The 25,850-nt window shown below is 70.6% G+C and carries 23 protein-coding genes and 2 tRNA genes; 15 read left to right on the top strand and 10 right to left on the bottom strand.

The window, feature by feature from the left end; all coding sequences use genetic code 11:
• Positions 1–160 precede the first annotated feature (160 nt).
• Entirely contained in the window at positions 161–1,108 is a 948-nt protein-coding gene (gene cysK, locus ABYF38_RS02110) for a cysteine synthase A (protein ID WP_371152479.1), read from the bottom strand.
• A 194-nt stretch (positions 1,109–1,302) separates the two neighbouring features.
• Positions 1,303–1,968 (bottom strand): IMPACT family protein, encoded by a 666-nt coding sequence (locus ABYF38_RS02105; RefSeq protein ID WP_371152478.1) that lies wholly within the window; start codon positions 1,966–1,968, stop codon positions 1,303–1,305.
• Positions 1,969–2,224: 256 nt separating this feature from the next.
• Here ABYF38_RS02105 and rpmF point away from each other — a divergent pair, with 256 nt between their 5' ends.
• On the top strand, positions 2,225–2,392 hold the full coding sequence (rpmF, locus tag ABYF38_RS02100) for a 50S ribosomal protein L32 (protein ID WP_371152477.1): 168 nt from the start codon (positions 2,225–2,227) through the stop codon (positions 2,390–2,392).
• A gap of 1,162 nt (positions 2,393–3,554) precedes the next feature.
• Here rpmF and ABYF38_RS02095 read toward each other — a convergent pair.
• Positions 3,555–3,625 (bottom strand) — tRNA-Gly (locus tag ABYF38_RS02095).
• Positions 3,626–3,854: 229 nt separating this feature from the next.
• Between ABYF38_RS02095 and ABYF38_RS02090 the strand changes: the two genes are divergently transcribed.
• The gene (locus tag ABYF38_RS02090; RefSeq protein ID WP_371152476.1) at positions 3,855–5,267 is read left to right on the top strand and encodes an MFS transporter; all 1,413 of its coding nucleotides are present in this window, start codon (positions 3,855–3,857) and stop codon (positions 5,265–5,267) included.
• 84 nt (positions 5,268–5,351) lie between these two features.
• Here ABYF38_RS02090 and ABYF38_RS02085 read toward each other — a convergent pair whose 3' ends face one another.
• The 4 genes from ABYF38_RS02085 to ABYF38_RS02070 all read right to left on the bottom strand — a co-directional run bounded on the left by ABYF38_RS02085 (position 5,352) and on the right by ABYF38_RS02070 (position 10,743).
• The gene (locus ABYF38_RS02085; RefSeq protein WP_371152475.1) at positions 5,352–6,758 is read right to left on the bottom strand and encodes an MBL fold metallo-hydrolase RNA specificity domain-containing protein; all 1,407 of its coding nucleotides are present in this window, start codon (positions 6,756–6,758) and stop codon (positions 5,352–5,354) included.
• Positions 6,759–6,940: 182 nt separating this feature from the next.
• The gene (locus ABYF38_RS02080; protein ID WP_371152474.1) at positions 6,941–7,924 is read right to left on the bottom strand and encodes an epimerase; all 984 of its coding nucleotides are present in this window, start codon (positions 7,922–7,924) and stop codon (positions 6,941–6,943) included.
• Entirely contained in the window at positions 7,921–8,349 is a 429-nt protein-coding gene (locus ABYF38_RS02075; protein ID WP_371152473.1) for a pyrimidine dimer DNA glycosylase/endonuclease V, read from the bottom strand. Before ABYF38_RS02075 ends, ABYF38_RS02080 begins: the two co-directional genes overlap by 4 nt.
• Entirely contained in the window at positions 8,350–10,743 is a 2,394-nt protein-coding gene (locus ABYF38_RS02070; RefSeq protein WP_371152472.1) for an MMPL family transporter, read from the bottom strand.
• A 311-nt stretch (positions 10,744–11,054) separates the two neighbouring features.
• On the opposite strand from ABYF38_RS02070, the gene ABYF38_RS02065 reads away from it, so the two are divergent.
• The 4 genes from ABYF38_RS02065 to ABYF38_RS02050 all read left to right on the top strand — a co-directional run bounded on the left by ABYF38_RS02065 (position 11,055) and on the right by ABYF38_RS02050 (position 14,783).
• Positions 11,055–11,981, top strand: a complete 927-nt coding sequence (locus ABYF38_RS02065; protein WP_371152471.1) for an ABC transporter ATP-binding protein — start codon at positions 11,055–11,057, stop codon at positions 11,979–11,981.
• A 55-nt stretch (positions 11,982–12,036) separates the two neighbouring features.
• A complete protein-coding gene (locus ABYF38_RS02060; protein WP_371152470.1) occupies positions 12,037–12,852 on the top strand; it encodes an ABC transporter permease in 816 nt (271 codons plus the stop codon).
• A 148-nt stretch (positions 12,853–13,000) separates the two neighbouring features.
• The gene (locus tag ABYF38_RS02055; protein WP_371152469.1) at positions 13,001–14,149 is read left to right on the top strand and encodes a sensor histidine kinase; all 1,149 of its coding nucleotides are present in this window, start codon (positions 13,001–13,003) and stop codon (positions 14,147–14,149) included.
• Positions 14,142–14,783 (top strand): response regulator, encoded by a 642-nt coding sequence (locus ABYF38_RS02050; protein WP_371152467.1) that lies wholly within the window; start codon positions 14,142–14,144, stop codon positions 14,781–14,783. Before ABYF38_RS02055 ends, ABYF38_RS02050 begins: the two co-directional genes overlap by 8 nt.
• Before the next feature lie 33 nt (positions 14,784–14,816).
• Here ABYF38_RS02050 and ABYF38_RS02045 read toward each other — a convergent pair whose 3' ends face one another.
• Entirely contained in the window at positions 14,817–16,058 is a 1,242-nt protein-coding gene (locus tag ABYF38_RS02045; RefSeq protein WP_371152466.1) for a glycosyltransferase, read from the bottom strand.
• Positions 16,059–16,234: 176 nt separating this feature from the next.
• On the opposite strand from ABYF38_RS02045, the gene ABYF38_RS02040 reads away from it, so the two are divergent.
• The 7 genes from ABYF38_RS02040 to ABYF38_RS02010 all read left to right on the top strand — a co-directional run bounded on the left by ABYF38_RS02040 (position 16,235) and on the right by ABYF38_RS02010 (position 22,095).
• Positions 16,235–16,310, top strand: a tRNA-Pro gene (locus tag ABYF38_RS02040).
• Positions 16,311–16,544: 234 nt separating this feature from the next.
• Positions 16,545–17,984 carry a trigger factor gene (gene tig / locus ABYF38_RS02035; RefSeq protein ID WP_371152465.1) on the top strand — a complete coding sequence of 480 codons (1,440 nt, stop codon included), beginning with the start codon at positions 16,545–16,547 and terminating at the stop codon, positions 17,982–17,984.
• A 290-nt stretch (positions 17,985–18,274) separates the two neighbouring features.
• Positions 18,275–18,877 (top strand): ATP-dependent Clp protease proteolytic subunit, encoded by a 603-nt coding sequence (locus ABYF38_RS02030; RefSeq protein ID WP_371152464.1) that lies wholly within the window; start codon positions 18,275–18,277, stop codon positions 18,875–18,877.
• Between the two features lie 18 nt (positions 18,878–18,895).
• Positions 18,896–19,570, top strand: a complete 675-nt coding sequence (locus ABYF38_RS02025) for an ATP-dependent Clp protease proteolytic subunit (protein WP_371152463.1) — start codon at positions 18,896–18,898, stop codon at positions 19,568–19,570.
• Positions 19,571–19,870: 300 nt separating this feature from the next.
• A complete protein-coding gene (gene clpX, locus ABYF38_RS02020; protein ID WP_371152462.1) occupies positions 19,871–21,124 on the top strand; it encodes an ATP-dependent Clp protease ATP-binding subunit ClpX in 1,254 nt (417 codons plus the stop codon).
• A gap of 138 nt (positions 21,125–21,262) precedes the next feature.
• A complete protein-coding gene (locus tag ABYF38_RS02015) occupies positions 21,263–21,673 on the top strand; it encodes a chorismate mutase (RefSeq protein WP_371152461.1) in 411 nt (136 codons plus the stop codon).
• Entirely contained in the window at positions 21,673–22,095 is a 423-nt protein-coding gene (locus ABYF38_RS02010; protein WP_371152460.1) for a twin-arginine translocase TatA/TatE family subunit, read from the top strand. Before ABYF38_RS02015 ends, ABYF38_RS02010 begins: the two co-directional genes overlap by 1 nt.
• A 56-nt stretch (positions 22,096–22,151) precedes the next feature.
• Here the strand turns inward: ABYF38_RS02010 and tatC are convergent, their stop codons facing one another.
• Complete coding sequence (gene tatC, locus ABYF38_RS02005; protein ID WP_371152459.1) at positions 22,152–22,985, bottom strand: twin-arginine translocase subunit TatC; 834 nt, start codon at positions 22,983–22,985, stop codon at positions 22,152–22,154.
• A gap of 33 nt (positions 22,986–23,018) precedes the next feature.
• On the bottom strand, positions 23,019–23,372 hold the full coding sequence (locus ABYF38_RS02000) for a twin-arginine translocase TatA/TatE family subunit (RefSeq protein WP_371152458.1): 354 nt from the start codon (positions 23,370–23,372) through the stop codon (positions 23,019–23,021).
• A gap of 105 nt (positions 23,373–23,477) precedes the next feature.
• Here ABYF38_RS02000 and efeU point away from each other — a divergent pair, with 105 nt between their 5' ends.
• Positions 23,478–24,581 carry an iron uptake transporter permease EfeU gene (gene efeU, locus ABYF38_RS01995; RefSeq protein WP_371152457.1) on the top strand — a complete coding sequence of 368 codons (1,104 nt, stop codon included), beginning with the start codon at positions 23,478–23,480 and terminating at the stop codon, positions 24,579–24,581.
• A gap of 76 nt (positions 24,582–24,657) precedes the next feature.
• Positions 24,658–25,848, top strand: a complete 1,191-nt coding sequence (efeO, locus tag ABYF38_RS01990; RefSeq protein WP_371152456.1) for an iron uptake system protein EfeO — start codon at positions 24,658–24,660, stop codon at positions 25,846–25,848.
• The last annotated feature ends 2 nt before the right edge of the window (positions 25,849–25,850 follow it).

The raw sequence follows: 25,850 nt of genomic DNA, 5'->3' as shown, positions 1-25,850 counted from the left end.
TTGGTCGGTGGGCGCTCGGTGCGCCCAGGTAGTTAACGACGAAAGCAGGTGGTCTATTCCCGCCCGCCTGAAAACGATCGCCGCGCCGGCGGGGCGGGGGCGGTTGGACGACGTTGCCGCCCACCGCCCCCAGCCAGCTCGGCCCAGCCGCGTGGCGGCCTTAGTCCACCAGCTCCGACCACAACGGGGTGGACACGTAGCGCTCGCCGGTGTCGGGCAGCACGGTCACGATGGTCTTGCCCTGGCTCTCCGGGCGAGCGGCCACCTGCAGCGCGGCCCACACGTTCGCGCCGGCGGAGATGCCCACCAAGATGCCCTCCTGGGCGGCAAGCGCGCGCGAGGTGGCAAACGCGTCCTCGTTGGTCACCTGCAAAACCTCGGTGTAGACCTCGCGGTCCAGCACCTCCGGCACGAAGTTCGCCCCGATGCCCTGAATCTTGTGCGGGCCGGCCTTGCCGGTGGACAGCAGCGGCGAATCGGTGGGCTCCACCGCCACCACCTGCGCCTGCGGCTTGCGCTCGCGCAGCACCTGGCCCACGCCCGAGAGCGTGCCGCCCGTGCCCACGCCCGCCACGAACACGTCCACCTCACCGTTCGTGTCAGCCCAGATCTCCTCAGCGGTCGTGGCGCGGTGGGTGGCCAGGTTCGCCGGGTTGGCGAACTGGCGGGCCTTGACCACGCCCGGGTGCTTCTCCGCGTAGGCGTCAATGGCCGCCACGGCGCCGGACATGCCCTGGGCCGGGTCGGTCAGCAGCAGCTCCGCGCCGTAGGCTCGGGCCAGGGCGCGGCGCTCGATCGACATCGACTTCGGCATGGCCAGGACCACCTTGTAGCCGTGCGCCGCGCCGATCATCGCCAGGGCGACGCCCGTGTTGCCGGAGGTGGCCTCCACGATCGTGCCGCCCGGCTGCAGCTCGCCGCTGGCCTCCGCTGCCTCCACGATGCCCTTGGCGATGCGGTCCTTCACGGAAAAGGCCGGGTTGCGCGACTCCAGCTTCACCAGCACGGTCACCCCCTGCGGGGCCAGGCGGTTCAGGCGAACCAGCGGGGTGGAGCCAACCAGGTCGGTGATGTTCTCGACGATAGCCACGACTGTCCTAACTTCCATAACGGATGATTCAAGTGTGAACTACTGTAGGGCAAAGTAGTTCAGGGTTCAACTATCGGGTGTGTGAGCTGGGGCGCGGCGGTGGGGGGAGATGGGAGCGCGCGCGGTGATGGGCGGCGGTGCGGCGCTGGGGGTTGGGTGTCGGTGGGAGCGCGCGCGGTGATGGGCGGCGGTGCGGTGCTGGAGGGGAGGGGCTAGTCCAGGCGCACCCAGTCGGTCTCGCCCCAGGTGGGGGAGAGCTCGCCGGCGCTGAGGGAGGCGACTAGGTCGGTGAAGAAGCTCGCCCGCTCCGGGGCGACCGCCACGTGCAGCGTGGCCTGTGCGCCGTACTCGGTGCCCGTCACCTCGATGCCGCGCGCCCGCAGGTCGGCCTCGAGGCGACCGGCCACCGCGTGCGGCACGGCCAGGCTCGCCCGGCGGAGCTGCCCCCAGGTCACCACCGGGGTCTGGGCAAGCGCGGCCTCTACCGCCTCCGCGTAGGCGCGCACCAAACCGCCCCGACCCAGCAGGGTGCCGCCAAAGTAGCGGGTCACCACCGCCGCCACGTTCGTCAGGCCCGCGCCCCGCAACGTGCCCAACATGGGGATGCCGGCGGTGCCGGCGGGCTCGCCGTCGTCCGAGGAGCGCTCGATACTCACCGCGCCCTGCCCTGGCAGGATGAACGCGCTGCAGTGGTGGCGCGCATCCGGGTAGATACTCCGGGCAGCGGCGACCAGCGAGCGGGCGGCGGACTCATCCGAGACGTAAGCCAGCGCCGTGATGAAACGTGAACGCTTCTCCTCGATCTCCGCAGACACCAGGCAGCCGGGCACGGGCGTCAGTCGCGTCGCGCAGGCGGCGGGAGAGGTCGGCAAGGTCACGAGCGCAATCCTCCCACAGTGCGAGATGGGCACGTAGAGTGCGGCAGTGCTCGCACCGGTGGCGGTGAGTGGGGCGGCGGCGGAACGTCGTCCCCACAGAGCCAAAGCGTGGGGCAAACCACGCCAGGCGCGCTCGCCACGAGGGCTGCGCCTGATAAAATGCTCTGGTTTGCCGCGCAGGGTGCGACTCGCCCCCTAGCCCAACCTGGGCAGTGGCTTAAGAAGTCCCCCGAACACGGAAGGAGCGGCAGGGCTCATGGCAGTTCCGAAGCGCAAGATGTCCCGTAGCAACACCCGCTCTCGTCGGTCCCAGTGGAAGGCCGAGCTCACCACGCTCGACGCCGTTCGCGTCCAGGGCCGCGAGGTGCGTATCCCGCGTCGCCTGCACAAGGCGTACCAGGCTGGTCTGATCTCTGTCGACTGACCTAACGCAGGGTAAACCAGGCCGGGCCGTCCCACGAGGGGCGGCCCGGCCTTTTGTTGCCGTGGGGTGGCCCCAGGTCTCGCAAATGTGACAACGGGGTACGTGCGACCGCTTGGGGGCGTGCCCCCGGTCGGTCGGATGTACCCCGAGTGCACGCTTGTACGGTCGGGGGCACCGCGCCGGCCCCGACCTGGCCTGGCCAAGGTGAGCTCGACAGCAGCTGGCGTGTGCACGCCGTGGCCGGGTGTGCGCAGTGGCTCGGCGGCGCAGTGCGCGCCCGGACCCCGACGCCCCCACCGCCCCCACGCTCGCAAGTGCTGCAACGGGGTACAGCCGACCGCTTGGGGGCGTGCCCCCGGTCGGTCGGATGTACCCCGAGCTCGCGCTTGTACGGTCGGGGGCACCGCGCCGGCCCCGACCTGGCCCGGCCAAGGTGAGCCCGACAGCAGCTGGCGTGTGCACGCCGTGGCCGGGTGTGCGCAGTGGCCCGGCGGCGCAGTGCGCGCCCGGACCCCGACGCCCCCACCGCCCCCACGCTCGCAAATGTGACAACGGGGTACATGCGACCGCTTGGGGGCGTGCCCCCGGTCGGTCGGATGTACCCCGAGCTCGCGCTTGTACGCTCGGTGCCGCCTCGTGGCGGGTGTTGGGGTGGTGCGCGCGGGAGTTCTGCCCGGGGGCCCCAGGTCTCGCAAATGTGACAACGGGGTACATGCGACCGCTTGGGGGCGTGCCCCCGGTCGGTCGGATGTACCCCGAGCTCGTGCTTGTACGCTCGGTGCCGCCCAAGGCCCACGTGGAGGCCCACTCGATTGCCCGACCCGCACATAAGCGAGGATCCCACCGGTGTTCCCGGTGGGATCCTCCCTAAGAGCGGGTATGAGCCGCAGCTTTGCTGCTCTCATACCCTCCTCGTTCGCCTTGAGCATTCGAGCAAGCTCGACGCTCAATGCTCACTTCGAGCGGGTGACGGGATCCCCACTGACGCTGTGCGTCAGCGTGGGCCCACTCGATTGCCCGACCCGCACATAAGCGAGGATCCCACCGGTGTTCCCGGTGGGATCCTCCCTAAGAGCGGGTATGAGCCGCAGCTTTGCTGCTCTCATACCCTCCTCGTTCGCCTTGAGCATTCGAGCAAGCTCGACGCTCAATGCTCACTTCGAGCGGGTGACGGGAATCGAACCCGCGCAATCTGCTTGGAAGGCAGAGGCTCTACCATTGAGCTACACCCGCGTGCCGCCGTTAGGCTGCCGCGCCAGTATAGCCCCACCCCAACCACACGGCCAAAGCAAGCGCCGCGCTACCACCCAACGGCCCGGGGCGCGCGCATTCCACCGCCTCCGCGCCAGCCGTCCCCCACCCGTTGCCCGGATTCTGACGCCCCGGGCTGCCCGCGCCGCATTCCCTTTTATCCCGCTCACACCCGCGCGAGATGAGCAGAAGCCGCCTGTAAATTAGCGACGTGACTGACAACCCCGCGCCCGTCGAGCCCACCCGCACCCCGCGCACCCAGGCCGACGCGGCCACCGCCTCGACCGGCACCGCCACCGCCTCGACCGGCACCGCCACCGCCTCGACCGGCACCACCCCCACCACCCCCACCGCCTCGACCGGCACCGCCACCGCGCCGGCCACCCCGGGCCCCACCCCCGCCACTCAGCCCCCGGCGGCAGCGAACCAGGTGTCAGTGGTCCTGGCCGTCGTGATGCTGGCGATGGTCGGTCAGTCCATCCTGGGTCCCGTGGTGGCCCCGCTCGCCCGGGCCGTGGACCTGCAGGAGTGGCAGATCGGCCTGACGATCTCAGCCGCCGCCCTCATGGTGGTCACCACGGCGCAGTTCTGGGGCCGCCGCTCGCAGGCGTGGGGCCGGCGCGTGGTGCTGCGCTTGGCGGTGGTCGGCGCGTTCTTCGCCTCCACCGGCTTCGCGCTCGCGGCCAACGCGGGCATGGCCGGCGCGGTGGGCGTGACCACCCTATTCATCCTCTTCTTGGCGCTGCGCGGCGTGGGCTTCGGGGCATTCCTGTCCGCCCTGGTGCCCACGGCGCAGGCCTACATCGTGGACGTCACCAGTCCGGGCCCGGAGCGCGTGAAGGGCCTGGCCGGCCTGGGCGCGGTGCAGGGCAGCTCGATGGTGGTTGGCGCGCTGATCGGTGGCGTGCTGGCGGGCACGATGGGCCTGCGTGCCCCGCTGTTCGCCCTGCCGGTGATGCTGGTGGTGGGCTTCGTGCTCACCCAATTCGTGCTGCGCCCAGAGCCTCGCCACGAGCTGGTGGCCACGCCCAAGCGGGTCTCGTGGCGCGACGAGCGCGTCTTCCCCTTCCTGGCCGCCGGTTTCGGCATGTTCACGGGCCTGGGCTTCATCCAGCTCATCTCGGGCTTCATTGTGCAAGACCGCCTGCACGTGGCCGGCGACGTCGCCTCCATGTACACCGGCGGCGTCCTGCTGGCGGCCGGCCTGGGGATCGTGGCGGCGCAGATGGTGGTGGTGCCGCGCTCCGGCTGGACCCCGCCGCAGCTGCTGCGCAACGGATTGAGCATCGCCCTGGTGGGCATGGTGAGCTACCTGCCCGACTGGGGCCTGACCGGCCTGGTGGTCAGCTCTGTGCTGATGGGTTTCGGCATGGGCATCGCGATGCCCGGCTACAGTTCCGGCCCGACGATGCTGGTGCGCCGCGACGAGCAGGGCGGCCTGGCCGGCCTGGTGAGCGCCACCAACGGGCTTACCTTCGTGATCTCCCCGGCGCTGTCCACCTCCCTGTACGGCCTGTGGCGCCCGCTGCCGCTGATCGTCGGCGCGGTGGTACTGGCTGCCTCGCTCGCCCTGGTGGTCTTCCACCCGCGCATCCGCTCCTTCCGGCCGGTTTTGACCGACTAGTTGGCCGACGCTGCCGCGCCCGCGCCCCTCACCACCCGGCCGCTGCGTGCGGGGCCGGCAAGAAGGGCGGTGCGTGGCTGGGGGCTAGCGGCGGGAGCGTCGGACCCTAATGGTCTCCCCGCGCTTTGGTACCACGGCCATCCGGCCTAGTTCGCTGCCCAGCCGGTCGGCCAGGGCGGTGGCGGACTCCTGCTCGCCGTGGACGCAAAAGACCTGCTGGGGCGGCGGCTGCAGGGCGGCCACCCAGTCCACCAGCTCGGAGCCGTCGGCGTGCACGGAGAACTCCTCATCGCGCACCACCTCGGCCAGCACCGCGACGTAGGCGCCGTGCATCTTCAGCTGCCGCGCCCCCTCCGCCAGCGCCCGCCCGCGCGTGCCCACCGCCTGGTAGCCGGTCAGGACCACGCAGTTGCGCTCGTCGGGCAGCATGTGCTCCAGGTGGTGCAGCACGCGCCCGCCCGTGGCCATCCCGGAGGCCGAGATGACGATGCAGGGCTTGGCGGGGCGGTTGAGACGCTCGGACTCCTCCGGGGTGCGCACCTCGCGCAAGTCCAGCTCCGGCAGGCGCAGCCCACGCGCCTCGGCGCACAGCTCGTCGGCGTAGGCCGAATCCTGGTAGACGCGCAGCGAGGCCAGGGCCATGGGGGAGTCCACGAACACCGGCACCGCCGGGATGCGGCCCTCGTTTTGCAGGTCCGCCAGGGTGCGCAGCACCACCTCGGTACGGTCCACCGCGAACGCCGGGATCAACACGGTGCCGCCGCGCTGGATGGTGCGCCGGATCGCGTCGGCCAGGCGCTCGTGGGGTGGGTCCTCGCTCTCGAAATGCTCGCGGTCCCCGTAGGTCGATTCGATCAGGACCACGTCAGCGCCCGGCGGGATCTGCCGGGGCCGGAGCATCGGGTGGGTGGGCCGGCCCAGGTCCCCGGAAAACAGGACGGTCCCGGAGGGCGTGGTGACGTGGATGGAGGCCGAGCCCAGGATGTGCCCGGCGGGAATCCACCGCGCGGTCACTCCCCGGCCCAGGTCCAGCGGTGTATCGAAGTCGACCGGCTTAAGCAGCGGCAGGGTGCGGGCCACGTCCTGCGAGTCGTAGAGCGGCTGGGGGCGGGCGTGCTTGGAGTAGCCGCGCGTGCGCGCCAGCTCCGCGTCGCGCTCCTGGATGTAGGAGGCGTCCCGCAGCACGATCGCGGTCAGCTCCAGCGTGGCCGGCGTGCCCCAGATCCGCCCGGTAAAGCCCTGGCGCACCAGGCGCGGCAGCATGCCCGTGTGGTCCATGTGGGCGTGGGTGAGCAGCACGTCCGTGATTGCCTTGGGGGAGAAGGGGAACTCCGCCCAGTTGCGCAGGCGCAGGTTCTTCTCGCCCTGATACATGCCGCAGTCGATGAGAAGCTGGCGTGGCTTGTCAGTCCCCGCGTCCACGGTCAGCAGGTGCTTGGATCCCGTGACCGTGCCGGCGGCCCCGATGAACGTCAACGTGGTGGCTCCCATGACACAAGTGTGCCCTGGGTCACTGCGGTGCGGGGTGGCTTTGGTGGCCCGGCGTTGCGCCAAGGCCGCAGGGGCGGGGCTGCCGCCGGGCTTCTCGTGGTGCTTGGTCCATTCGTTGCGCCAACGCCGCAGGGGCGGCGCGCCTCGCTACTCCAGGGCTGCCGGTATTGCCTGCGGCCGCCCTACTCCAGGGCCGCCTGGATCGCCTCGCTCACCGTGGGGTGGGTGAACGCGAAGCCGGAGTCCAGCAGGGCTCGCGGCCGCACGTTCGCGTCCGCCAGCAGCAGGGCGTCGGCAGCCTCCCGCCCCAGCGCCATGCGCAAGCCGAACGCCGGGGCCGGCAGCCAGAAGGGGCGGCGCAGCAGCCGGGCGACTGCGCGGCCAACGTCGTTCGCCGTGGCCGGGGTGGGGCCGCACAGGTTCACCGGGCCGGTCAGGCGGTGGTCGATCACGTGCAGGATCGCGCCGACCTCGTCGGCCAGGGAGATCCACGGCCACACCTGGCGCCCGCCGGCCAGCGGGCCGGCCAACCCCAGCCGGGTGATGGCGATGAGCGGGCGCAGGAAGGACTCGCGGTGCACCACGGGCGCCGTGCGCAGCAGTGCCACGTCGGTGCCCGGGGCGGCGGCGAGCGCCTGGGCCTCCCAGCGCTGGCACAGCCCGGCCAGGAAGGTAGCCCCGGGCGCGCCAGACTCCGTCAACTCCGCCCCCGGCTGGCTGCCGTAGAAGCCGACCGCGGACGCGCTCACCAGCAGCGGCTGGCCCGCACCGCCCGCCGTACCGCCCGAGCCGTCCGCCGCACCGACCGCCGTACCGCCCGTACCGCCCGCACCGCCCGCACCGCCCGCCGCACCGCCCGGCAGCTCGGCGAGTGCCCGCACCACGGTGCGCACAGGGGTCAGCCGGGAGGCCACCAGCTCGCGCCGGTACTTGGCGGTCCACGGCAGGCGGGCGATGCTGGCGCCGTTGAGCACCACCACCGCGTCCGCGCCGGCCAGCACCCCCGCATCCAGCACGCCCCTAGAAGGCTCCCACCTGGCCTCGAACGGCCCGCGCGGCTCGCGCCGCACCAGGCAGGTCACGGCGTCGCCGCGCCCGCGCAGGGCGGCCACCAGCTCGCCGCCGATCAGCCCGGAGGCCCCGGCCACCACGATCCTCTTGCTCACGTTCGCTCCCACGGCTCTGGGCCTCCCCCGATGACGCTAAAGAGCGGATGGGCGCTCGGGCTAGCAGTCTCCCAGCGCTCGCGGTCTGCGGGGGAGCGCTGGGCCAGCTTGGCGCCCAGGTGGGCCCACTCGTAGTCCAGCTGCCCCCTGGTCACCGGGATCGGTGCCACCCGCGCGCCCGGGTGGATGATCTTGGAGGCGTCGAAGCGGTAGCCGCGCGCGCTGGCCTCCGCGTGCAGGGCGCTCAGGAACGCCCCCATCGCCTCCAGCGGCGCCTCCGCCCGGCGGAAGCGCTCCAGCTGCGGGTGGTGCTGGTAGCCCTTCGTCTTGCCGGCCAGCACCGCCTGCGCCAGCAGCGCCTCGCGCCACCCGGCCACCAGCCCGGCCCGATCCAGATGGGCGGGGTGCAGGGACCACAGCCGCATCTACTTACCCCCGGAGCTCTGCCGCTTGGACGACGCTCCGCCCGTCGCCCTCTTGGAGCCGCCCGCCGCCCCACCGGCCGGGTCGCCGGCCTCCGACCCGGCCAGGCGCGCGGTGGCGCCGGCGGGAGCAGGGGGCGTGGGCGCGGCAGCGTCGTGCATCAACTTAGATGGCCACCAGATGCGCGGCCCGATGTCCAGGCCGAGGGCCGGCACCAGCAAGGTGCGCACCACGAAGGTGTCCAGCAGCACGCCGAAGGCCACGATGAAAGCCAACTGCGCCAGGAACAGGATCGGGATGACGAACAGGGCGGCAAACGTGGCCGCCAGCACCAGGCCGGCGGAGGTGATGACCCCGCCGGTGATGGCCAGGCCGCGCGTGATGCCGGCGCGGGTGCCGTGCTGCAGGGTTTCCTCGCGCACGCGGGCCATCAGGAAGATGTTGTAGTCGATGCCCAGCGCCACCAGGAACACGAAGCCGAACAGCGGCACGGAGGCGTCCGCGCCCGGGAAGTCCAGCAGGTAGTTGAAGATCCACGCGGAGATGCCCATCGCGGTGGCGAAGGACAGGGCGGTGGTGGCGATCAGGACGATCGGGGCCAGCACCGAGCGCAGCAGCAGGATCAGGATCACCCAGATCACGAACAGCACCACTGGCAGGATCAGGTTGCGGTCGTGGATGGAGGCGGCCGTGGTGTCCACGGCGGTAGCGGTCACGCCGCCCACCAGCGCGCCGGGGACCTCGCGGTGCAGCGTGGCGCGTAGGTCGTCGATGGTGGCCGCCGCCGCGTCGGAGTCCGGGGCGTCGGTGAGCGTGGCCTGCAACAGCACGTCCCCGCCCGCGACCGTGGGGGTGGCCGGCGGGGTGCCGGGCGGGCCCAGCGGCACTATGCCCTCGGAGGTGATCGGGGCGGCCCCGGCCGGGGAGTCGGCGCTGACCACGGAGATTCCCTCGATGCCGGAGAAGGACTCCAGGATCAGCACGGCGGTCTCCAGCTCTGCCTGCGGCACGATGACCTGGGCCGGGCTGCCGGAGCCGCCGGGGAAGTGCTTGCCCAGCGCCACCTGGCCGTCGCGGGCCTGGGAGGTGCCCAGCACCAGCTCGGACTGCGGCACGCCGCCCACCTTCAGCTGAGGCACGCCCAGCGCGCCGATCAGCAGCACCACGGTGGTGACCACCCAGATGGTGCGCGGGCGGCGCTGCACCCAGCGGGCCAGGCGGGTCCACAGGCCGCCGGTGGGCATGCCGCCCTCGGCGGCCACCACCTCCGGTTCGAAGCGCGGGGCGCTGGGCCAGAACGCCACCCTGCCCAGCAGGTAGAGGGCCGCGGGCAGCATGGTCAGGGCCGCCAGCATGGCGAAGGCGATACCGATGGAGGCCACCGGCCCCAGCGCCGCGTTGGACTTCAGGTCGCTCAGTAGCAGGCACATCAGGCCGGCGATGACCGTGGAACCGGAGGCCAGGATCGGCTCCACGGAGCCCTTCCAGGCCGCGCGCGTGGCCTGCCACTTGTCGCGGGTCACCCGCAGCTCCTCGCGGTAGCGCGAGACGTAGAGCAGCGAGTAATCGGTGGCCGCGCCGATGACCAGGATGAACAAGATTCCCTGCGTCTGGCCGTTGAGCAGCAGCACCTCCCACTTGGCCAGCCACCACACGGTCAGCAGCGCGGCGCACAGCGCGAACAGGCTGGTGGCCAGCACGGCGATGGGCAGCAGGAAGGAGCGGTAGACCAGCACCAGGATCACCAGCACCGCCACCAGGGCCACGATCAGCAGCAGCCCGTCGATGCCGCCGAACGCGGTGACCAGGTCTGAGGTGAAGCCGGCCGGGCCGGTGACGTAGACGGTGAAGCCGTCTGGGGCATCCTGGCGCAGCGTGGAGAGCAGGGCGGTGACGGAGTCGTTGATGTCCGCGCCCTCCTCGATGGCCATGAAGGCCTGCGCCGCCAGGGTGTCCTCTGAGACGAGCACGGGGGAGTAGGCGTCGCTCACTCCCTCCACCTGCGCGGCCTTACCCAGCAGCTCCATCAGCTGGCCCTGGGTCTGCTTGTCGATGGGGGAGTCGGTGGTGAAGACGACGATGGCCGGGATGTCGTTTGAGCTGCGGAATTCGCCCAGGCGCTCTTGCACCTGCGTGGCCTCCGCCGACGACGGTAGGAACGCCGCCAGGCTGTTGGACGCCACCTCCCCCACGCGTCCGAAGTAGGGGCCGCCGATCGCGGCGACCGCCAGCCACGCCAGCAGCAGCACTACCGAGACGATGGCGCGGCCGGCGCTCTTGCTCCTGGTGGACGACGCTGCCTCCCGGCCGCCCCCACCAGCTGGCGTCCTGCGTGGGTCTGGGCGCCTGGCGGGCGCGGTGGAGGGGGAGCTGGACGAGGACCGGGGAGAGCTCATGCCTGCGTTCCGTTTCAATCGGGCGAGACCAGGGCGCGGCTAGGTGGCCGGGCCGGCACTCGCTAACTGGCAACATTCTGGCAGCGTGTCAGCTTCGCAACAATCGGATGCGACGGCTTGGGGCGAACTGTCGTCCAGCCGCCTGTTGCCCAGGCGGCGCGGGGGCAAGCCGGGTCAAGCTGAGTCAAGCCGGGGCACGCCCGCGGGCTAGGCCGAAGTCGGGCGGGGCGCGGCACCTATGACAAATGTCAGTGCTGGCCGCGCTACGCCTGCCACTTCTGGCGTCGCGCCGGCCGGGCCACACTGGTGGCATGGAAGATTCCCGCATTCCCACCGCAATCGAGGTCGCCGCCGTCACCAAGCGATTTGGTGCCACCACCGCCGTGGACGACGTCTCCGTGTCCGTGCCCTCCGGCCAGATCCTGGCCCTGCTGGGCAAGAACGGCGCAGGCAAGACCACGCTGATCGACATGATCCTGGGGCTCCAGGCCCCCGACTCCGGCCGGGTTTCCCTGTGGGGAGGCCCGCCGCGTCAGGCGATCAAGCGCTCGGCCGTGGGGGTGGTGCACCAGACGGGCGCGCTGCTGCTGGACCACACGGTGGGGCAGATGCTGCACCTGTTCGCCTCCACCCACGCCACCGCCCTGCCCCTGGAGCAGGTGCTGGCCGAGACGCACCTGACCGAGCTGCGCGGCAGGCGGATCGGCAAGCTCTCCGGCGGCGAGCAGCAGCGGGTGCGCCTGGCGTTGGCGCTGCTGCCGGACCCGCTGCTGCTGATCCTGGACGAGCCCACCGCCGGCATGGACGCCACGGCCCGCCGCGAGTTCTGGGACATGATGGCCACCCAGGCCGAGCGCGGTCGCACCATCGTGTTCGCCACGCACTACCTGGCCGAAGCCGAGCAGTTCGCCCAGCGCACAGTCATCATGAAGGACGGCGCGATCGTGGCCGACGCCCCCACCGACGAGCTGCGTCGCCTGTCCCGCCTGCGCACCCTGCGCGCCCTGGTGCCCGCCGCTCGGCGCGGGCAGACCGAGTCCGCCCTGGCCGGCTGCGGACTGGGCGGGGCCGATTTCGAGTGGCGCCTGGCCGACGTTCCTGCCGGCGAGGCGGAGCTGGTGGCGCGCTGCGCCCAGACCGACCAGGTGGCCCGCGCCCTGCTGGACCTGGACGGGGTACACGACCTGGAGATCACCTCCCCGTCCCTGGAGGACGCCTTCGCCCGCCTGACCTCCTGACCGCTGCCCCATCAGAACCGCTCCACCCTCACCTCTCCTCGGAAGAAACAGAGAAATGATCAGCACCGCCTCGAACCCAACCAGCCCCGCCACCATCCCAGACCTGCGCTCGCGCCCGCTCACCCCGGGCTGGCGCGGAATCGGCTGGGTGTTTTGGTACAGCTTCGTCAAGCTGGTGACCAATCCCTACTCCGTCGGTTTCGCCGTGCTCATGCCCACCTTCATGTACCTCATGTTCGGCGCCGGCCAGGCCTACTCCCAGCAGTGGACGGTCAACTCAAACGTGGCCGCAGTGGTGCTGGTGAACATGGCCCTGTACGGCACCATCATGACCACCTCCTCGATGGGCTCGGTGGTGGCGCTGGAGCGCACCAGCGGCATCTCCCGGCTCTACGCCATGACCCCGCTGAGCTCGATGGGCGCCATCCTGGCCCGCATCGGCGCGGCCATGCTCACCGCGGCCGTCGTGACCGGGATCGTCTTCACGGTGGGAGCCCTGACCGGGGCACGCATGTACGCCGGCGCCTGGGTGCAGGCCGCCCTCCTCATCGTCGCCCTCTCCGCCCTGCCCGCCGCCGTGGGCCTGGCCTGCGCCTTCCTGGTGCGCAGCGACGGCGCCTTCGCCCTCACCAGCGGCATCACCGTGGTGGGCTCCTTCGCGGCCGGGCTGTTCATCCCACTGTCCCAGATGGGCTCCTTCTGGGCCGCCGTGGCCCCCTGGACCCCGTTCTACGGCATGACCAACATCGTCCAGCTCTCCTCCTACGGCTGGGCGGCCTTCAAGTGGAGCTGGCTGCTCAACTACCTGGCCTGGACCGTGCTGTTCGCGCTCGCGGCAGCGTGGGGCAACCACCGCAACACCGGGCGTTAACGCCCAGAGGGCGGCGGGCGGAGCGTCGGACACCCGCAGGCCACCGCGAGGGCGGCAACCGGGTCAGGCGGCGGGCGCGGCGTTGGACAATGCGGACAACCGCGCCGTCGGGCGGGCAAACTAGCAACAAACGGCGAGGAGGAAGACGGTGAAGCAAGCTGAGGCGGGTGCACGCTTCTGGGGCGTGCCGCTGGAGCGGTGGACGGCGCTGAAGTGGTCCTCGCCGTCCCTGCTCTTCATGGGCTTCGGCTTCCACGCCGCCTTCGGCTACGGCCTGACCACCCTGGAGGGCGCCGTCTACTTCGCGGGAATGGTGGCCATGCTGGTCACCTACGTGGCCTCCTGGCTCATCAACGACCCCGCCCCGCGCACCACCGCCGGCTGGCGCGCATTCCTGCTCACCACCGCGCTCATGGCGCTCTTGCAGGTGGGGCTGGCGGGGTGGTCGGCGAGCAACGGCGGCGCGGGCATGCTCTTCATGCTCTGCTACGTGGCCGCCCAGGTGGCTCTCCAGTCCCCGCGCCGCTGGGTGTGGCCCGGCGTGCTGGCCGTGCTGGTGCTAGCCATGGCCGAATACTGGCTCTTCCCGCTGGAGACGGTGTTCGCGCTCATGGTCATCGGCGTCACCCTGGCCTCCTGCCTGTTCTCCCGCTACGCCGTGGAGGCCGAATACCGCAAGGAACTCGAGGCCGCCCAGGCCCTGGAGATCGCCCAGGAGCGCGAGCGCAACCGCATGAGCGCCGACCTGCACGACATCCTGGGCCACACCCTCACCGGCATCACCATCAAGGCAGACCTGGCCGGGCGCCTCCTGGACGCCGGCCGCGCGGAGGAGGCCCGCGCCCACATCGACGAGCTCACCGAACTCTCCCGCACCGCCCTGACCGAAATCCGCCAGGTAGTCAGCGCCAACCGAGTGCTGCTGCCGGAGGCGGAACTCGACAGCGCCCGCCGGCTGATAGAGGGCGCCGGGGCGCAGTTCGAGGTCACCGTGGAGGGCATGCCCGCCCCGGGCGTCGACTCCACCCTGGTGGCCCACACGATCCGCGAGGCCGCCACCAACGCCGTGCGTCACTCCGTGTGCTCCTACGTCAAGGTCAGGGTGCACCCCGCCGGCGTTACCGTGGTGAACGACGTCGCCGCCCGCCTGCCCCTATTTCGGGCCACCGGCGCTGCAGACAAGAGCGCGGGCACCGGGCTGAGCGGGCTGCGCGCCCGCGTGGGGGAGCGCGGGCACCTCACCTGGGGGCAGCGCGACGGGCAATGGAAGGTAGAACTGGAGCTGAACCATGAGTGAACCCATCCGCCTGCTGGTAGCGGACGACCAGTCCATGGTGCGCGGCGCCATCGCCACCCTGCTGAGCCTGGAAGCCGACCTGGAGGTGGTGGGCCAGGCCGGGGACGGGCGCCAGGCGCTCGCTGCGTTGGCGGAGCTGGCCGCCCGGTCCGGGCGGCCCGGGGCGCCGGTGGACGTGGTGCTCATGGACGTGGAGATGCCCGGCGGGGACGGGATCACCGCCTGCGCGCAGATCCGCCAGCGCTATCCCGGCACGCGCGTGCTCATGCTGACCACCTTCGGGCGGCCCGGCTACGTGCAGCGCTCCCTGGACGCCGGGGCCGCCGGGTTTGTGGTGAAGGACGCCCCCTCGGAGCAGCTGGCCGAGGCCGTGCGGCGGGTCCATGCCGGCCTGCGCGTGATCGACCCGAGCCTGGCCGTGGAGACCCTCTCGCGCGGCACCTCGCCCCTCACCGAGCGGGAGGAGGAGGTGCTGCGCGCGGTGGCCGAGGGCGGCACGATCGCGGACGTGGCCGCCCAGCTTGGGGTCGGCCAGGGCACCGTGCGCAACCACGTCAGCGCGGCCATGCTGAAGACGCACGCCCGCACCCGGGCCGAGGCCGCCCGCATCGCCACCGAGGCCGGCTGGCTCTAGGGCGGGAAGACGGCAGAGACGGGCGCGGCGCCGCTAGCGCGCGGCGTTGGCCGCCTCCAGCAGCTCCACGCTCCGGGTGGCAGAGGTGGCGCACTCGGTGCGAACCCGGGCGGCCACCTCGGCGCAGCGGGCGCGCAGGGCAGCGTCGTCCACCATCTCCCGCAGCTCCTCGGCAAGGGCCTCGGCGTGGTAGAAGCGCGGCAGCAACTCGCGGGCCACGCCCAGGCGGACGGCGGACTCGGAATTGTCGAACTGGTCGTAGCCCACCGGGCGGATCAGCTGCGGCACGCCCGCGCGCAACGCCTGCGCCATCGTGCCGATCCCGCCATGGTGCACAAACACCGCCGCCCGGCTCATCAGCACCGAGTAGGGGGCGTAGCGCACCGTGATCACGTTCTCGGGCAGGTTGGCCGGCACCAGCTCCGGGTACTGGCACATCAGGATGCCGCGCAGGCCCGTGCGCCGGCACGCCTCCACCGACTCCGCGAAGAACGGGCGCGCCTTCATGTTCGGCGTGCCGGCCGTGAACACCACCGGCGCAGGCCCGGCCGCCAGGAACTCCTCCACCTCGGCGGGCAGGGACTTGCCGCCCTGCTCGTCGTTCAGCACGAAGCTGGTCTGCACCAGCTGCGAGGGCCAATCCGGGGCGTGGGAGAACCACTCGGGGAACAAACCCAACATCATGTGAGCCTGGTTGTGCCAAGCCATCACCCCTCCACGAATCGGGGCCAGCCCGTAGGAGGAGCGAATCTGGTTCAACGGGTGAGTGAAGTGGCGCTTGAAGAACATGCGGTCCGCGCCCCGCCAGATCAGTCGGTTGACCCGCCGGGAACGGATCAGCTTGCGGCCCAGGTCCAGCTGCGTGGCGTAGCGCGGCGGCTGCGCAAAGGAACCGATGGAGGCCGCCGCCAGGTGCAGCGTCACGTCCAGCGTGTCCGTGATCTCCGCCAGCACCCGGTGGGCCGGCATGAACAGGCCACCCAGGGCCATGGTGTCACCGGGCACCACGTCCGCCCGCATCGCCTCCACGAACGGGCCCACGCCTTCCACCTGGCGCTCCAGGGCCACCTTCAAGGACTGCAGCGGATTGGTCTTTTGCACCTCGCGCACAACCGAGTCGTAGACCTCGTCGGAAGAAAGCGGCACGTAGCGGGCGCCAGTGGACTGCGCCCACTCCTGAAACTTGGGAAAGCCGTAGACCACCACCTCGTGGCCGCGCGCCACCGCCTCCTTCGCGATCGCCAGATAAGGCAGCATGTCGCCGTAACTACCCATGGGGCTAAGCAAGAGTCGCATAGATATAGCCTCTCCTTCCGGGTCAATTGTGGCCCATCGTTCCGGCGGGGACATCCGCCACAAGGCCTAGCTGTGGGTGGGCGCCCAGGCGTCGACGAGGGGACATGTATTCTGTAGGCTGCCCCGCAAGGGCAGCGGCCTAAACGCCGCATGAACGGGCTGTGGCGCAGGTGGTAGCGCGTCCGCTTTGGGAGCGGAAGGCCGCGAGTTCGAGTCTCGCCAGCCCGACCAGCCGAGTAGGTGGGCGGTGAACCCGCCACCGGCCCAGGCGGGCGGCCAACCCGCCACCGGCCCAGGTGGGCGGCCAACCCGCCACCAGCCGAGTAGGCGGTGTTGCCGGCCAACTCCCCGCCTACGGCGAAAACCACAGTTCTAGCGGTACAGGCGCATGCCTCCAGCCCCTAGACTGGTCAAGTTGACCTGGGCGCATTGCCCGTAAAGTCCCCAGTCATTGGAGAACCAGAAGTGAAGTCCGAAATCGAGAAGCTCTCTTCCACGCGCGTCAAGCTGACGGTGACCGTTCCGGAGGCCGAGCTGGCCCCGCACCTGAAGGCCGCCTACGCGGAGATCAGCTCCCAGATCTCGGTGCCCGGCTTCCGCAAGGGCAAGGTGCCCACCCGCATCGTGGACCAGCGCGTGGGCCGCGGCTACGTGATCCAGGAGGCCGTCAACGCCGCCCTGCCGGAGGCCTACGACGCCGCCGTGGTGGAGAACGAGCTCTTCCCGATGTCCCGCCCCGAGGTTGAGGTCACCTCCGTCCCCGGCGTCGAGGACAGCACCGACCTGGTGTTCACCGCCGAGCTGGACGTGCGCCCCGAGATCGAGCTGCCCGAGCTGGGCGACATCGAGGTCACCGTCGACGCCGTCAAGGTGGACGACGAGGCCGTGGAGAACGAGCTCACCGAGCTGCGCAAGCGCTTCGGCTCCCTCAAGCCCGTCAAGCGCAAGGCCAAGAAGGGCGACTTCGTTGAGATCGACCTGAAGGCCGTGATCGACGGTGAGACCATCGACGAGGTTGCCGGCACCTCCTACGAGATCGGCTCCGGCGCCCTGCTGGAGGGCCTGGACAAGGCCGTCACCGGCATCAAGGCCGAGGAGTCCGTCACCTTCACCACCAAGCTGGCCGGTGGCGAGCACGCTGGTGAGGAGGCAGAGGTCACCGTCACCGCCCAGAGCGTCAAGCAGCGCGACCTGCCGGAGGCCGACGACGACTTCGCCCAGCTGGCCTCCGAGTTCGACACCATCGCCGAGCTGCGCGAGAACCTGGCCGAGGTCGCCAAGGAGCGCGCCGCCTCCCTGCAGGCCATCTCCGCCCGCGACAAGCTGATCGAGACCCTGGTGGAGCGCGTCGAGTTCGACCTGCCGGCCGCCCCGGTCGAGGAGGAGCTGGCCCGCGTGCTGGAGCGCGAGGGCAAGGCCGACGACAAGAAGCGCGCCAAGGAGGCCCGCAAGGACATCGAGTCCGCCCTGCGTGTGCAGATCCTGCTGGACGTGCTGGCTGAGAAGCGCGACGTCCAGGTGGAGCAGGGCGAGCTGATCGAGTTCCTGCTGCAGACCGCCCAGACCTACCGCGTCGACCCGCGCGAGTTCATCTCCGGTGCCGACCGCGCCGGCCAGATCCCGGCCTTCGCCTCCGAGGTGCGCCGCAACAAGGCCATCGCCCTGTCCCTGCGCGACGTCAAGGTGAAGGACTCCGAGGGTGGCGACGTTGACCTGACCAAGTTCGTTGGCTCCGACGAGGCCGACGCCCAGGCCCAGGTCGAGGCCCTGGCCGCCCAGGCCGCCGCCATGGTGGAGAACGGCGAGGACGGCGGCGTTGACGCCGAGATCGAGCGCCTGGCCGCCCAGGCCGCTGCGGACATCGAGGCCGGCGACGTCGCGGACGCCGAGGCCGAGCAAGCCTGAGCCTGAGTCCTGTAGGCAAGGGGCGGGGTCGACCGGAAGGTTGGCCCCGCCCCTGCTTCGTGCCCGACTAGGCGGGGAAACGCGGCGGGGCAAGGCATGCTGGGCGCCGCCGCTGGACGGGGCGTGGGGCGCGCTGCGGCGGGCGCTCTAGGGGAGGCGGGGCGGCAACGTCGTCCAAACGGGGCCCAAGGCGCGGGCCATGCGCCTACCGCGAAACCGGGCCGGTGGAAGGGGCCGTTGCCCGGCGGAGGCGATAACCTCAGTGAAGCGAAAGGGGTTTGAATATGAACATGCCCGTGGCAGAAGCCCGGACCGGGGGCCTGGCCCTGAACGACCACATCTACAACCGCCTGCTCAAGGAGCGCATCATCTGGCTCGGCTCCGAGGTGCGCGACGAGAACGCCAACGCCATCTGCGCCCAGATGCTGCTGCTGGCGGCGGAGGACCCCACGCGGGACATCTACCTGTACATCAACTCCCCGGGCGGCTCCATCACCGCCGGCATGGCCATCTACGACACCATGCAGTACGTCACCCCGGACGTGGCCACCGTCGCCACCGGCATGGCGGCCTCCATGGGCCAATTCCTGCTCTCCTCCGGCGCGCCCGGCAAGCGCTTTGCCACCCCGCACGCCCGCGTCATGATGCACCAGCCCTCCGGCGGCATCGGCGGCACCGCCACCGACATCCGCATCAACGCCCAGCTGATCCTCCACATGAAGCGCGTCCTGGCCGAGCTCACCGCCGCCCAGACCGGCAAGACCGTGGAGCAGATCAACTCCGACGCCGACCGCGACCGCTGGTTCACCGCCCAGGAGGCGCTGGAGTACGGCTTCATCGACCACGTGGTTTCCTCCTCTGCCGCCGTGCAGAGCGCGGGCCAGCAGCACTGATCCAGGAAGGAAACTGTTATGACCACTCCGTTCATGGGTCTGGCCGGCGCGCAGGCCGCCGGGATTGCTCTGCCCCCGCGTTCCCGCTACGTGGTGCCCCAGTTCGAGGAGCGCACCGCCTACGGGCACAAGCGCCAGGACCCCTACGCCAAGCTGTTCGAGGACCGCATCATCTTCCTGGGCGTCCAGGTGGACGACACCAGCGCCGACGACGTCATGGCCCAGCTGCTCGTGCTGGAGTCCATGGACCCCGACGGCCTGATCACCATGTACATCAACTCCCCGGGCGGCTCCTTCACGGCGCTGACCGCGATCTACGACACGATGCAGTACATCAAGCCGCAGATCCAGACCGTGTGCCTGGGCCAGGCCGCCTCCGCCGCCGCCGTGCTGCTGGCCGCCGGTTCGCCCGGTAAGCGCCTGGCGCTGCCCAACGCGCGCGTGATGATCCACCAGCCCTCCATGGAGGGCGGCGGCTACGCGCAGGCCTCCGACATCGAGATCCAGGCCAACGAGGTGCTGCGCATGCGCGAGTGGCTGGAGGAGACCATCGCCGCCCACACCGGGCAGGACGTGGAGCGCGTGCGCCAGGACATCGAGCGCGACAAGATCCTCACCGCCGAGCAGGCGCGCGAGTACGGCCTGGTGGACCAGGTGCTGACCTCCCGCAAGTCCCCGACGCGGGTGAACTGACGCGATCGCGCGCGGGGCCGGGATGAGGCCCGGCGGCGCGAGCGAATAGCGTGAGTGGCGTGGGCCGGGTTCTGCGGGAATCCGGCCCACACCCGTGTTTGGGGCGCGGATGGACGACGCTGCGCCGGCCGCCCCGCGCAAGCCGGCGAGCGTGAGTTGCGGCGAGTTCCCGGTGGACGACGCTCCGCCGGCCGCTCCGCGCACTCCGGCGGGCCGCGCTGCGGCGAGTTCCCGGGCGCAATCGGCCCCAAGGGGATAGGCTGGCGCAAGTTGTGTCATGCCAGTTCAGGAGGGACCACGATGGCGCGCACCCCAGAGGGCGTGGATCTGCTCAAGTGCTCGTTTTGTGGCAAGAGCCAGAAGCAGGTCGTGAAGCTGATTGCTGGCCCCTCTGTTTACATCTGCGACGAGTGCATCGAGCTGTGCAACGAGATCATGGAAGAGGAGCGCGCCGCCAAGGCCGGGCCGGAGGAGATCGACCTGCCCAAGCCGCGCGAGATCTTTGAGATCCTGCAGGCGCACGTGATCGGGCAGGAGTCTGCCAAGCGGGCGCTGGCGATCGCGGTCTACAACCACTACAAGCGCGTCAAGGTGCGCGAGACGATGGGCGTGGGCGGCTCCGAGGTGGAGATCGCCAAGTCCAACATCCTGTTGCTTGGCCCCACCGGCACGGGCAAGACCCACCTGGCGCGCTCGCTGGCGCGGCTGCTGGACGTGCCCTTCGTGATCGTGGACGCCACCGCGCTGACCGAGGCCGGCTACGTGGGCGAGGACGTGGAAAACATCCTGGTCAAGCTGATCCAGGCGGCCGACGGGGACGTGGAGCGCGCCCAGCGCGGCATCATCTACGTGGACGAGATCGACAAGATCTCCCGTAAGAGCGAAAACCCCTCCATCACGCGCGACGTCTCCGGTGAGGGCGTGCAGCAGGCGCTGCTGAAGATCATCGAGGGCACGGTGGCCTCCGTACCGCCCACGGGTGGGCGCAAGCACCCCCACCAGGAGTTCATGCAGATCGACACCAGCGACATCCTGTTCATCGCGGCCGGCGCGTTCGCGGGACTGGACGAGATCGTCAAGCACCGCCTGGGTCACCGCTCCACCGGATTCGGTTCCGACCTGAAAAGCAAGGAGGAGATGGGCGACCTCTTTGCGCAGGTCACCCCGGAGGACCTGCACAAGTTCGGCCTGATCCCCGAGTTCATCGGGCGCCTGCCGGTGCTGGCCACCGTGGCGGAGCTGGACACCAACGACCTGGTGCGCGTGCTGACCGAACCCAAGAACGCCCTGGTGGAGCAGTACAAGTACATGTTCTCCATCGACGGGGTGGAGCTGACGTTCGACGATGACGCCATCCGCGCGATCGCGGAGAGGGCGCAGGAGCTGGGCACGGGCGCGCGCGGCCTGGCGTCCATCATGGAAAAGACCCTGGCGGGCGCGATGTTCGATGTGCCAAGCTTCCCTGACGTGACCAAGGTGGTCATCACCCGCGAGGTCGTTGAGGGCGGCGCGCAGCCGCTGCTGGTGCGCGAGGGCGAGGCCCGCCGCGCCTGATCGGGCGGTAAGTCGCGGACGGTAGGCGCCGGCAGAGTGCGCGCGGCGTGGGTGCCGGGGTGTGGGCCGTGCGGCGCCGACGCCGGGGTCTAGGCCGTTCGGTGCGGGCCGCGCGGTGTTTGAAGCAGAGGGGGAGAAGTGGCTGGTTTGGTTGAACCACAGGGCGAGCACGCCGAGCAGGGCGGTGCCGGCGCTATCCCCGCCGAGCTGGCGGAGGCCAGGCGCGCGATCGACAACATCGACGCCGCGCTGATCCACATCCTGGCCGAGCGCTTCCGCTACACGCAGCGCGTGGGTTACATCAAGGCGACGGCGGGCCTGCCGCCGTCCGACCCGGCGCGGGAGGCCGTGCAGGTGGAGCGGCTGCGCAGGCTGGCCACGGAGGCGGGGCTGGACCCGGTGTTCGCGGCGAAGTTCCTGGCCTTCGTGGTTGCCGAGGTGATCCACCACCACGAGCGCATCCGCGAGGAGCACGCCGCGAGCGGCGAGGCCGGGGACGACGTTGCCGCGCCTACGGGCAGCACAGAAACCGACGGGACTGAGCGGTAGTGGAATTCCTGGGTGTCTCTGGCACGGAGTTTGCGTTCCTGGCGCTGGTGGCACTGGTGATCTTCGGGCCCACGGGGATGCCCAAGGTGGCCCGCGCGGTGTTGCGCGGCTGGGGAAAGGTGGCCGCGGTGCGGGCCCAGCTGGCCTCGGCGGCGGCCTCCCTGCAGCAGCAGGCGGCGCTCGACCCGCTGGTGGCCCAGCTGCGGGCGGAGGCCGCCCAGGCCCGGGCGGAACTGGAGCGCGTGACGGCGCTTGGCGCCGGCGCAGCCGGCGGGGGAGCGGCAAGCACCGGTGGGGCAGCCACGGCGAGCGGCGGGGCCGGCAGGGGCGGGGCTTACGCGCGGGAGATCGAAACGCTGGTGGCACCGGTGCAGGAGGTCGCGCGCAGCGTGGCCGCCGACCTGGGCAAGCTCCCCGACTAGCGGTTCGCGCGGACTTTGCGGGCGCGGCAAAGGAGCCTCGGTACCCGCGCTATGCGCTAGCTGGGAGTCTTGCGCTGCGTGCCCCGCCTGGTGCGCTGACGCCAGCGTCGAATCGGGCGCCACTCGCGCAGCGCACACACCCCCACGGCCGCGTAGTACAGGGCGATGAGGGCGGCTCCCTGCAGGATCATCGACCACAGGTCCGGGAGCGGGTTGGTGATGGCAGCGAAGGTGTAGGCCGCCAGCACCGCCCACCGCCACGCCCCCACCAGGCGCCGTACCGTGACCAGACCGAGCGCGTGCGCGCTCACCACCGCGACGGGGAACAGGAAGGAAATGCCGATCACCAAGGTGAGGATGGAGACGAAGCGCAGGTAGCTGTCGGCGTCCAGCAGGGCGCGGGCGCCCTCGGGCACCTGGGTGAGCAGGATGCCCACCGCGCGGGGCAGGAACCAGAGCGCGGCCGCGACCCCTGCCAGGAAGAGCGCGGCCGACGGAACCACGATCGCCGCCGCCACCTTCTTCTCCCGCTTGCGCAACGCGGGGGCCAGGAACAGCCAGCCCTGGGCCAGCCACCACGGGCTGGAGAGGATCAGGCCGGCCCAGAGCGAAAAGCTCAGGCGCACCGTGAACGGGGCCAGCACGGTGCGGAAGTTAAGGCCGGCCTCCGGCATGGCGTCGGTGACGAATGAGAAGAGCCACCTGGTGGCCGGGGGGAAAAGGAACCAGCCGCCCACGGCGGCGGCCAGCAGCCCGAGCGCGGCCAGGAGCAGGCGCTTGCGCAACTCCAGGAGGTGGGCCGTCAGGCTGAGTAGCTGCGCGTCATCGCCCCCGGCGGCCCGCTTCGGGGCGGCAGGGGGCGTGGCGGCAGGGGCGGCGGTGCTTGCCACGACGGGCGGCGGTGCGGCCGGGATTCGTGGCGGCTACTGGGGCAGCGTCGTCCCGGTGGCGGGAGCCGAGGGCGGCGGGGCCGTGGGGGGTGCCGCGTGAGGGGAGGCCGGGGCGGCGGGCTCTGCCAGGCCGGCAGGCGAGGAACCGGGGACCGGCTCGCCGGGACCGCCGGGGGAGGGCTGAGCTGCCACCGGCGCGGCGGGAGCCGGCGTCCCGGTGGCCGGCGCACTGGCGGCGGGAGCGGCATCGTCCTTGGAGAGCTCGCGCACCTCTTCCTTCAGGATTCGCGCGGATTTGCCCAGGTTGCGGGCCACCTCCGGCAGGCGGGGCGCGCCGAAGACGATCAGGACGATGACGATCAGGAGAATTACGTGTGAGGGTCGCAACTTAGCTCCGTTATCGAATGTTGGAGGTAGACGCACCTTGGCTTGGCAGGTTAGCCTAACCAGGCCCTTAAACCATAAGGGCGGTGTTTCTAAAATGGAGTAGCGGTGCTATTTTACGCGAACTTCCTGATCGCACTGCGTGAAGGAGTGGAGGCCGCCCTCATCGTTGGCGTGGTTATCGCCTACCTAGTGAAGGTCGATCGACGCGAGCTGATCGGCAAGGTCTGGCTGGGTGTGGCCATCGCCGCCGCCATCCCGCTCGCCATGGGTGCCTACATGACCTGGGGCCCCTACACGCTGTCCTTCACCGCGCAGGAGGTGATCGGCGGGACGCTCTCGCTGGTCGCCGTCGCGATGGTGACCTGGATGATCCTGTGGATGGGCAAGAACTCCCGCAAGTTCGCCGCAGAGTTGCAGACCAAGACGGCCGCGGCCCTGGAGTCCGGTTCCCGCTGGGGAGTGGTCTGGATCGCGCTGATCGCGGTGGCCCGCGAGGGTATCGAGACCGCGGTGTTCGTGTGGGCCACGGTGAAGTCCAGCACGGAGACCTCCGTGGCCTCCCCGGCCCTGGGTGTGGTTGCCGGCCTGGCGGTGTCAGCGGTGATCGGCTGGCTGGTCTACACGGGCGCGGCGCGGATCAACCTGAAGGTTTTCTTCCGCGTCACCGGCCTGCTGCTGATCTTCGTGGCCGCCGGCATCGTCTCTTACGGCCTGGGCGACCTGCAGGAAGCCAACGTCATCTCCGGCTGGGGAGTGCCGGCCTACGACTTCTCCGCCTACGTCAACGGCTCCGTGTTCTCCTGGCTGGATTCGCGCTCCTGGTGGTGGGTGCTGCTGGAGGCCATGTTCAACCTGAACGCCGCCCCCACCCACCTGCAGGTGATTGGTTACCTGAGCTACCTGGCGATCGTGCTGCCCATCTTCCTGGTGGGCTCCGGCATGGTCACCCGCCGCGCCGCGAAGGATTCCTCCAAGTCCGACGCTGCCCTGCCCGCCGCCCCCACGGCCGGCCCCGCTGCCCCCGGCGCCACCTCCAAGACTTCCGCCGACGCCACCTCCAACGGCGCGGCCGAAGACGGCGCCCCTTCCGGCAACGCCACCGGCGCTGCCAACCAGACCCTGTCCGCCCCTCTTACCCCCTCCACGACCCCCGCCGAGCCGGCCGGCAGCCACGCCTCCAACGCTGCGCCCGCCGCAGATTCGGCCTGACCTCACTACGACACGCAAGTGTCAAAGCGGCCGGCGGCAACGTCGGCCATCCAACTCCAACTCAATAAGGAGAAAAATGCGCAACCTCACTCGCATTGGCGCGCTCAGCGCCGTCGTCGCACTGGCCCTGTCCGGCTGCGTCGCCAACGACCCCGCCGGCGGCTCCGGCAACGCCGCCTCCGGCTCCAACACCCTCACCGTTGAGATCACGGACGACGCCTGCAACGTCTCCGCCAACACCGCCCCCTCCGGTGTGACCAGCTTCAAGCTCACCAACAACGGCACCGTCCGCAACGAGTTCGAGATCCTGGCCTCCGACAAGCTGCGCATCGTGGGCGAGCGCGAGAACGTTGGCCCCGGCACCACCGTGGACTACACCATCACCCTGGAGCCGGGCACCTACTACACGGCCTGCAAGACCAACATGATCGGCAACCTGGTGGACGTGCGCGAGTTCACCGTCACCGACTCCGGCAAGACCATCGAGCTGGCCGCCGACGAGAAGGCCGTCGTGGAGGAGGCCGTCACCAACTACACCGCCTACGTGCGCGACCAGGCCGGCCAGCTGCTGACCGCCACCCAGGCGTTCGCCGACACCTACAAGGCCGGCGACTTCGACGCCGCCCGCGCCTCCTACGCGCCCACTCGCATGTACTACGAGCGCATCGAGCCGACCGCCGAGGCTTTCGGCGACATCGACCCGGCGCTGGACCTGCGCGAGGTGGACTGGCAGGCCATGGGCTCCGAGGGCGGCACCTGGCAGGGCTGGCACCCGATCGAGAAGGACCTGTGGCGCCCGGCCGGCTACGCGGGCCTGAACGAAGCCGAGCGCGTGGCCATGGCCGACCAGCTGGTGGCCGACACCCAGAAGCTCTACGACCTGGTCTACTCCGAGGACTTCTCCGTCAGCCTGGACGAGATCTCCAACGGCGCCATCACCCTGCTGGAAGAGGTCGCCACCACCAAGATCACCGGTGAGGAAGAGGCCTTCAGCCACACCGACCTGTGGGACTTCCAGGCCAACGTCGAGGGCGCCAAGGTGGCCTACGGCAACGTGCAGGCCCTGGCCAAGAAGAAGGACGCCGACCTGGCCAAGGACATCGAGGACCAGTTCGCCGCCCTGGAGGCCGAGCTGGCCAAGTACAAGGAAGGCGACGGTTACGTCTTCTACGACAAGGTGGACGAGGCCGCCCGCAAGGAGCTCTCTGACGCCGTCAACGCCCTGCGCCTGCCGCTGGCCAAGCTGACCGAGACGCTGCTGGGCTGAAG

It is taken from the genome of Buchananella sp. 14KM1171, assembly GCF_041380365.1.
Classification (GTDB): domain Bacteria; phylum Actinomycetota; class Actinomycetes; order Actinomycetales; family Actinomycetaceae; genus Buchananella; species Buchananella felis.
Note: the sequence above shows the minus strand (reverse complement) of the source record. Positions and strands in the feature narration are given on the sequence as shown.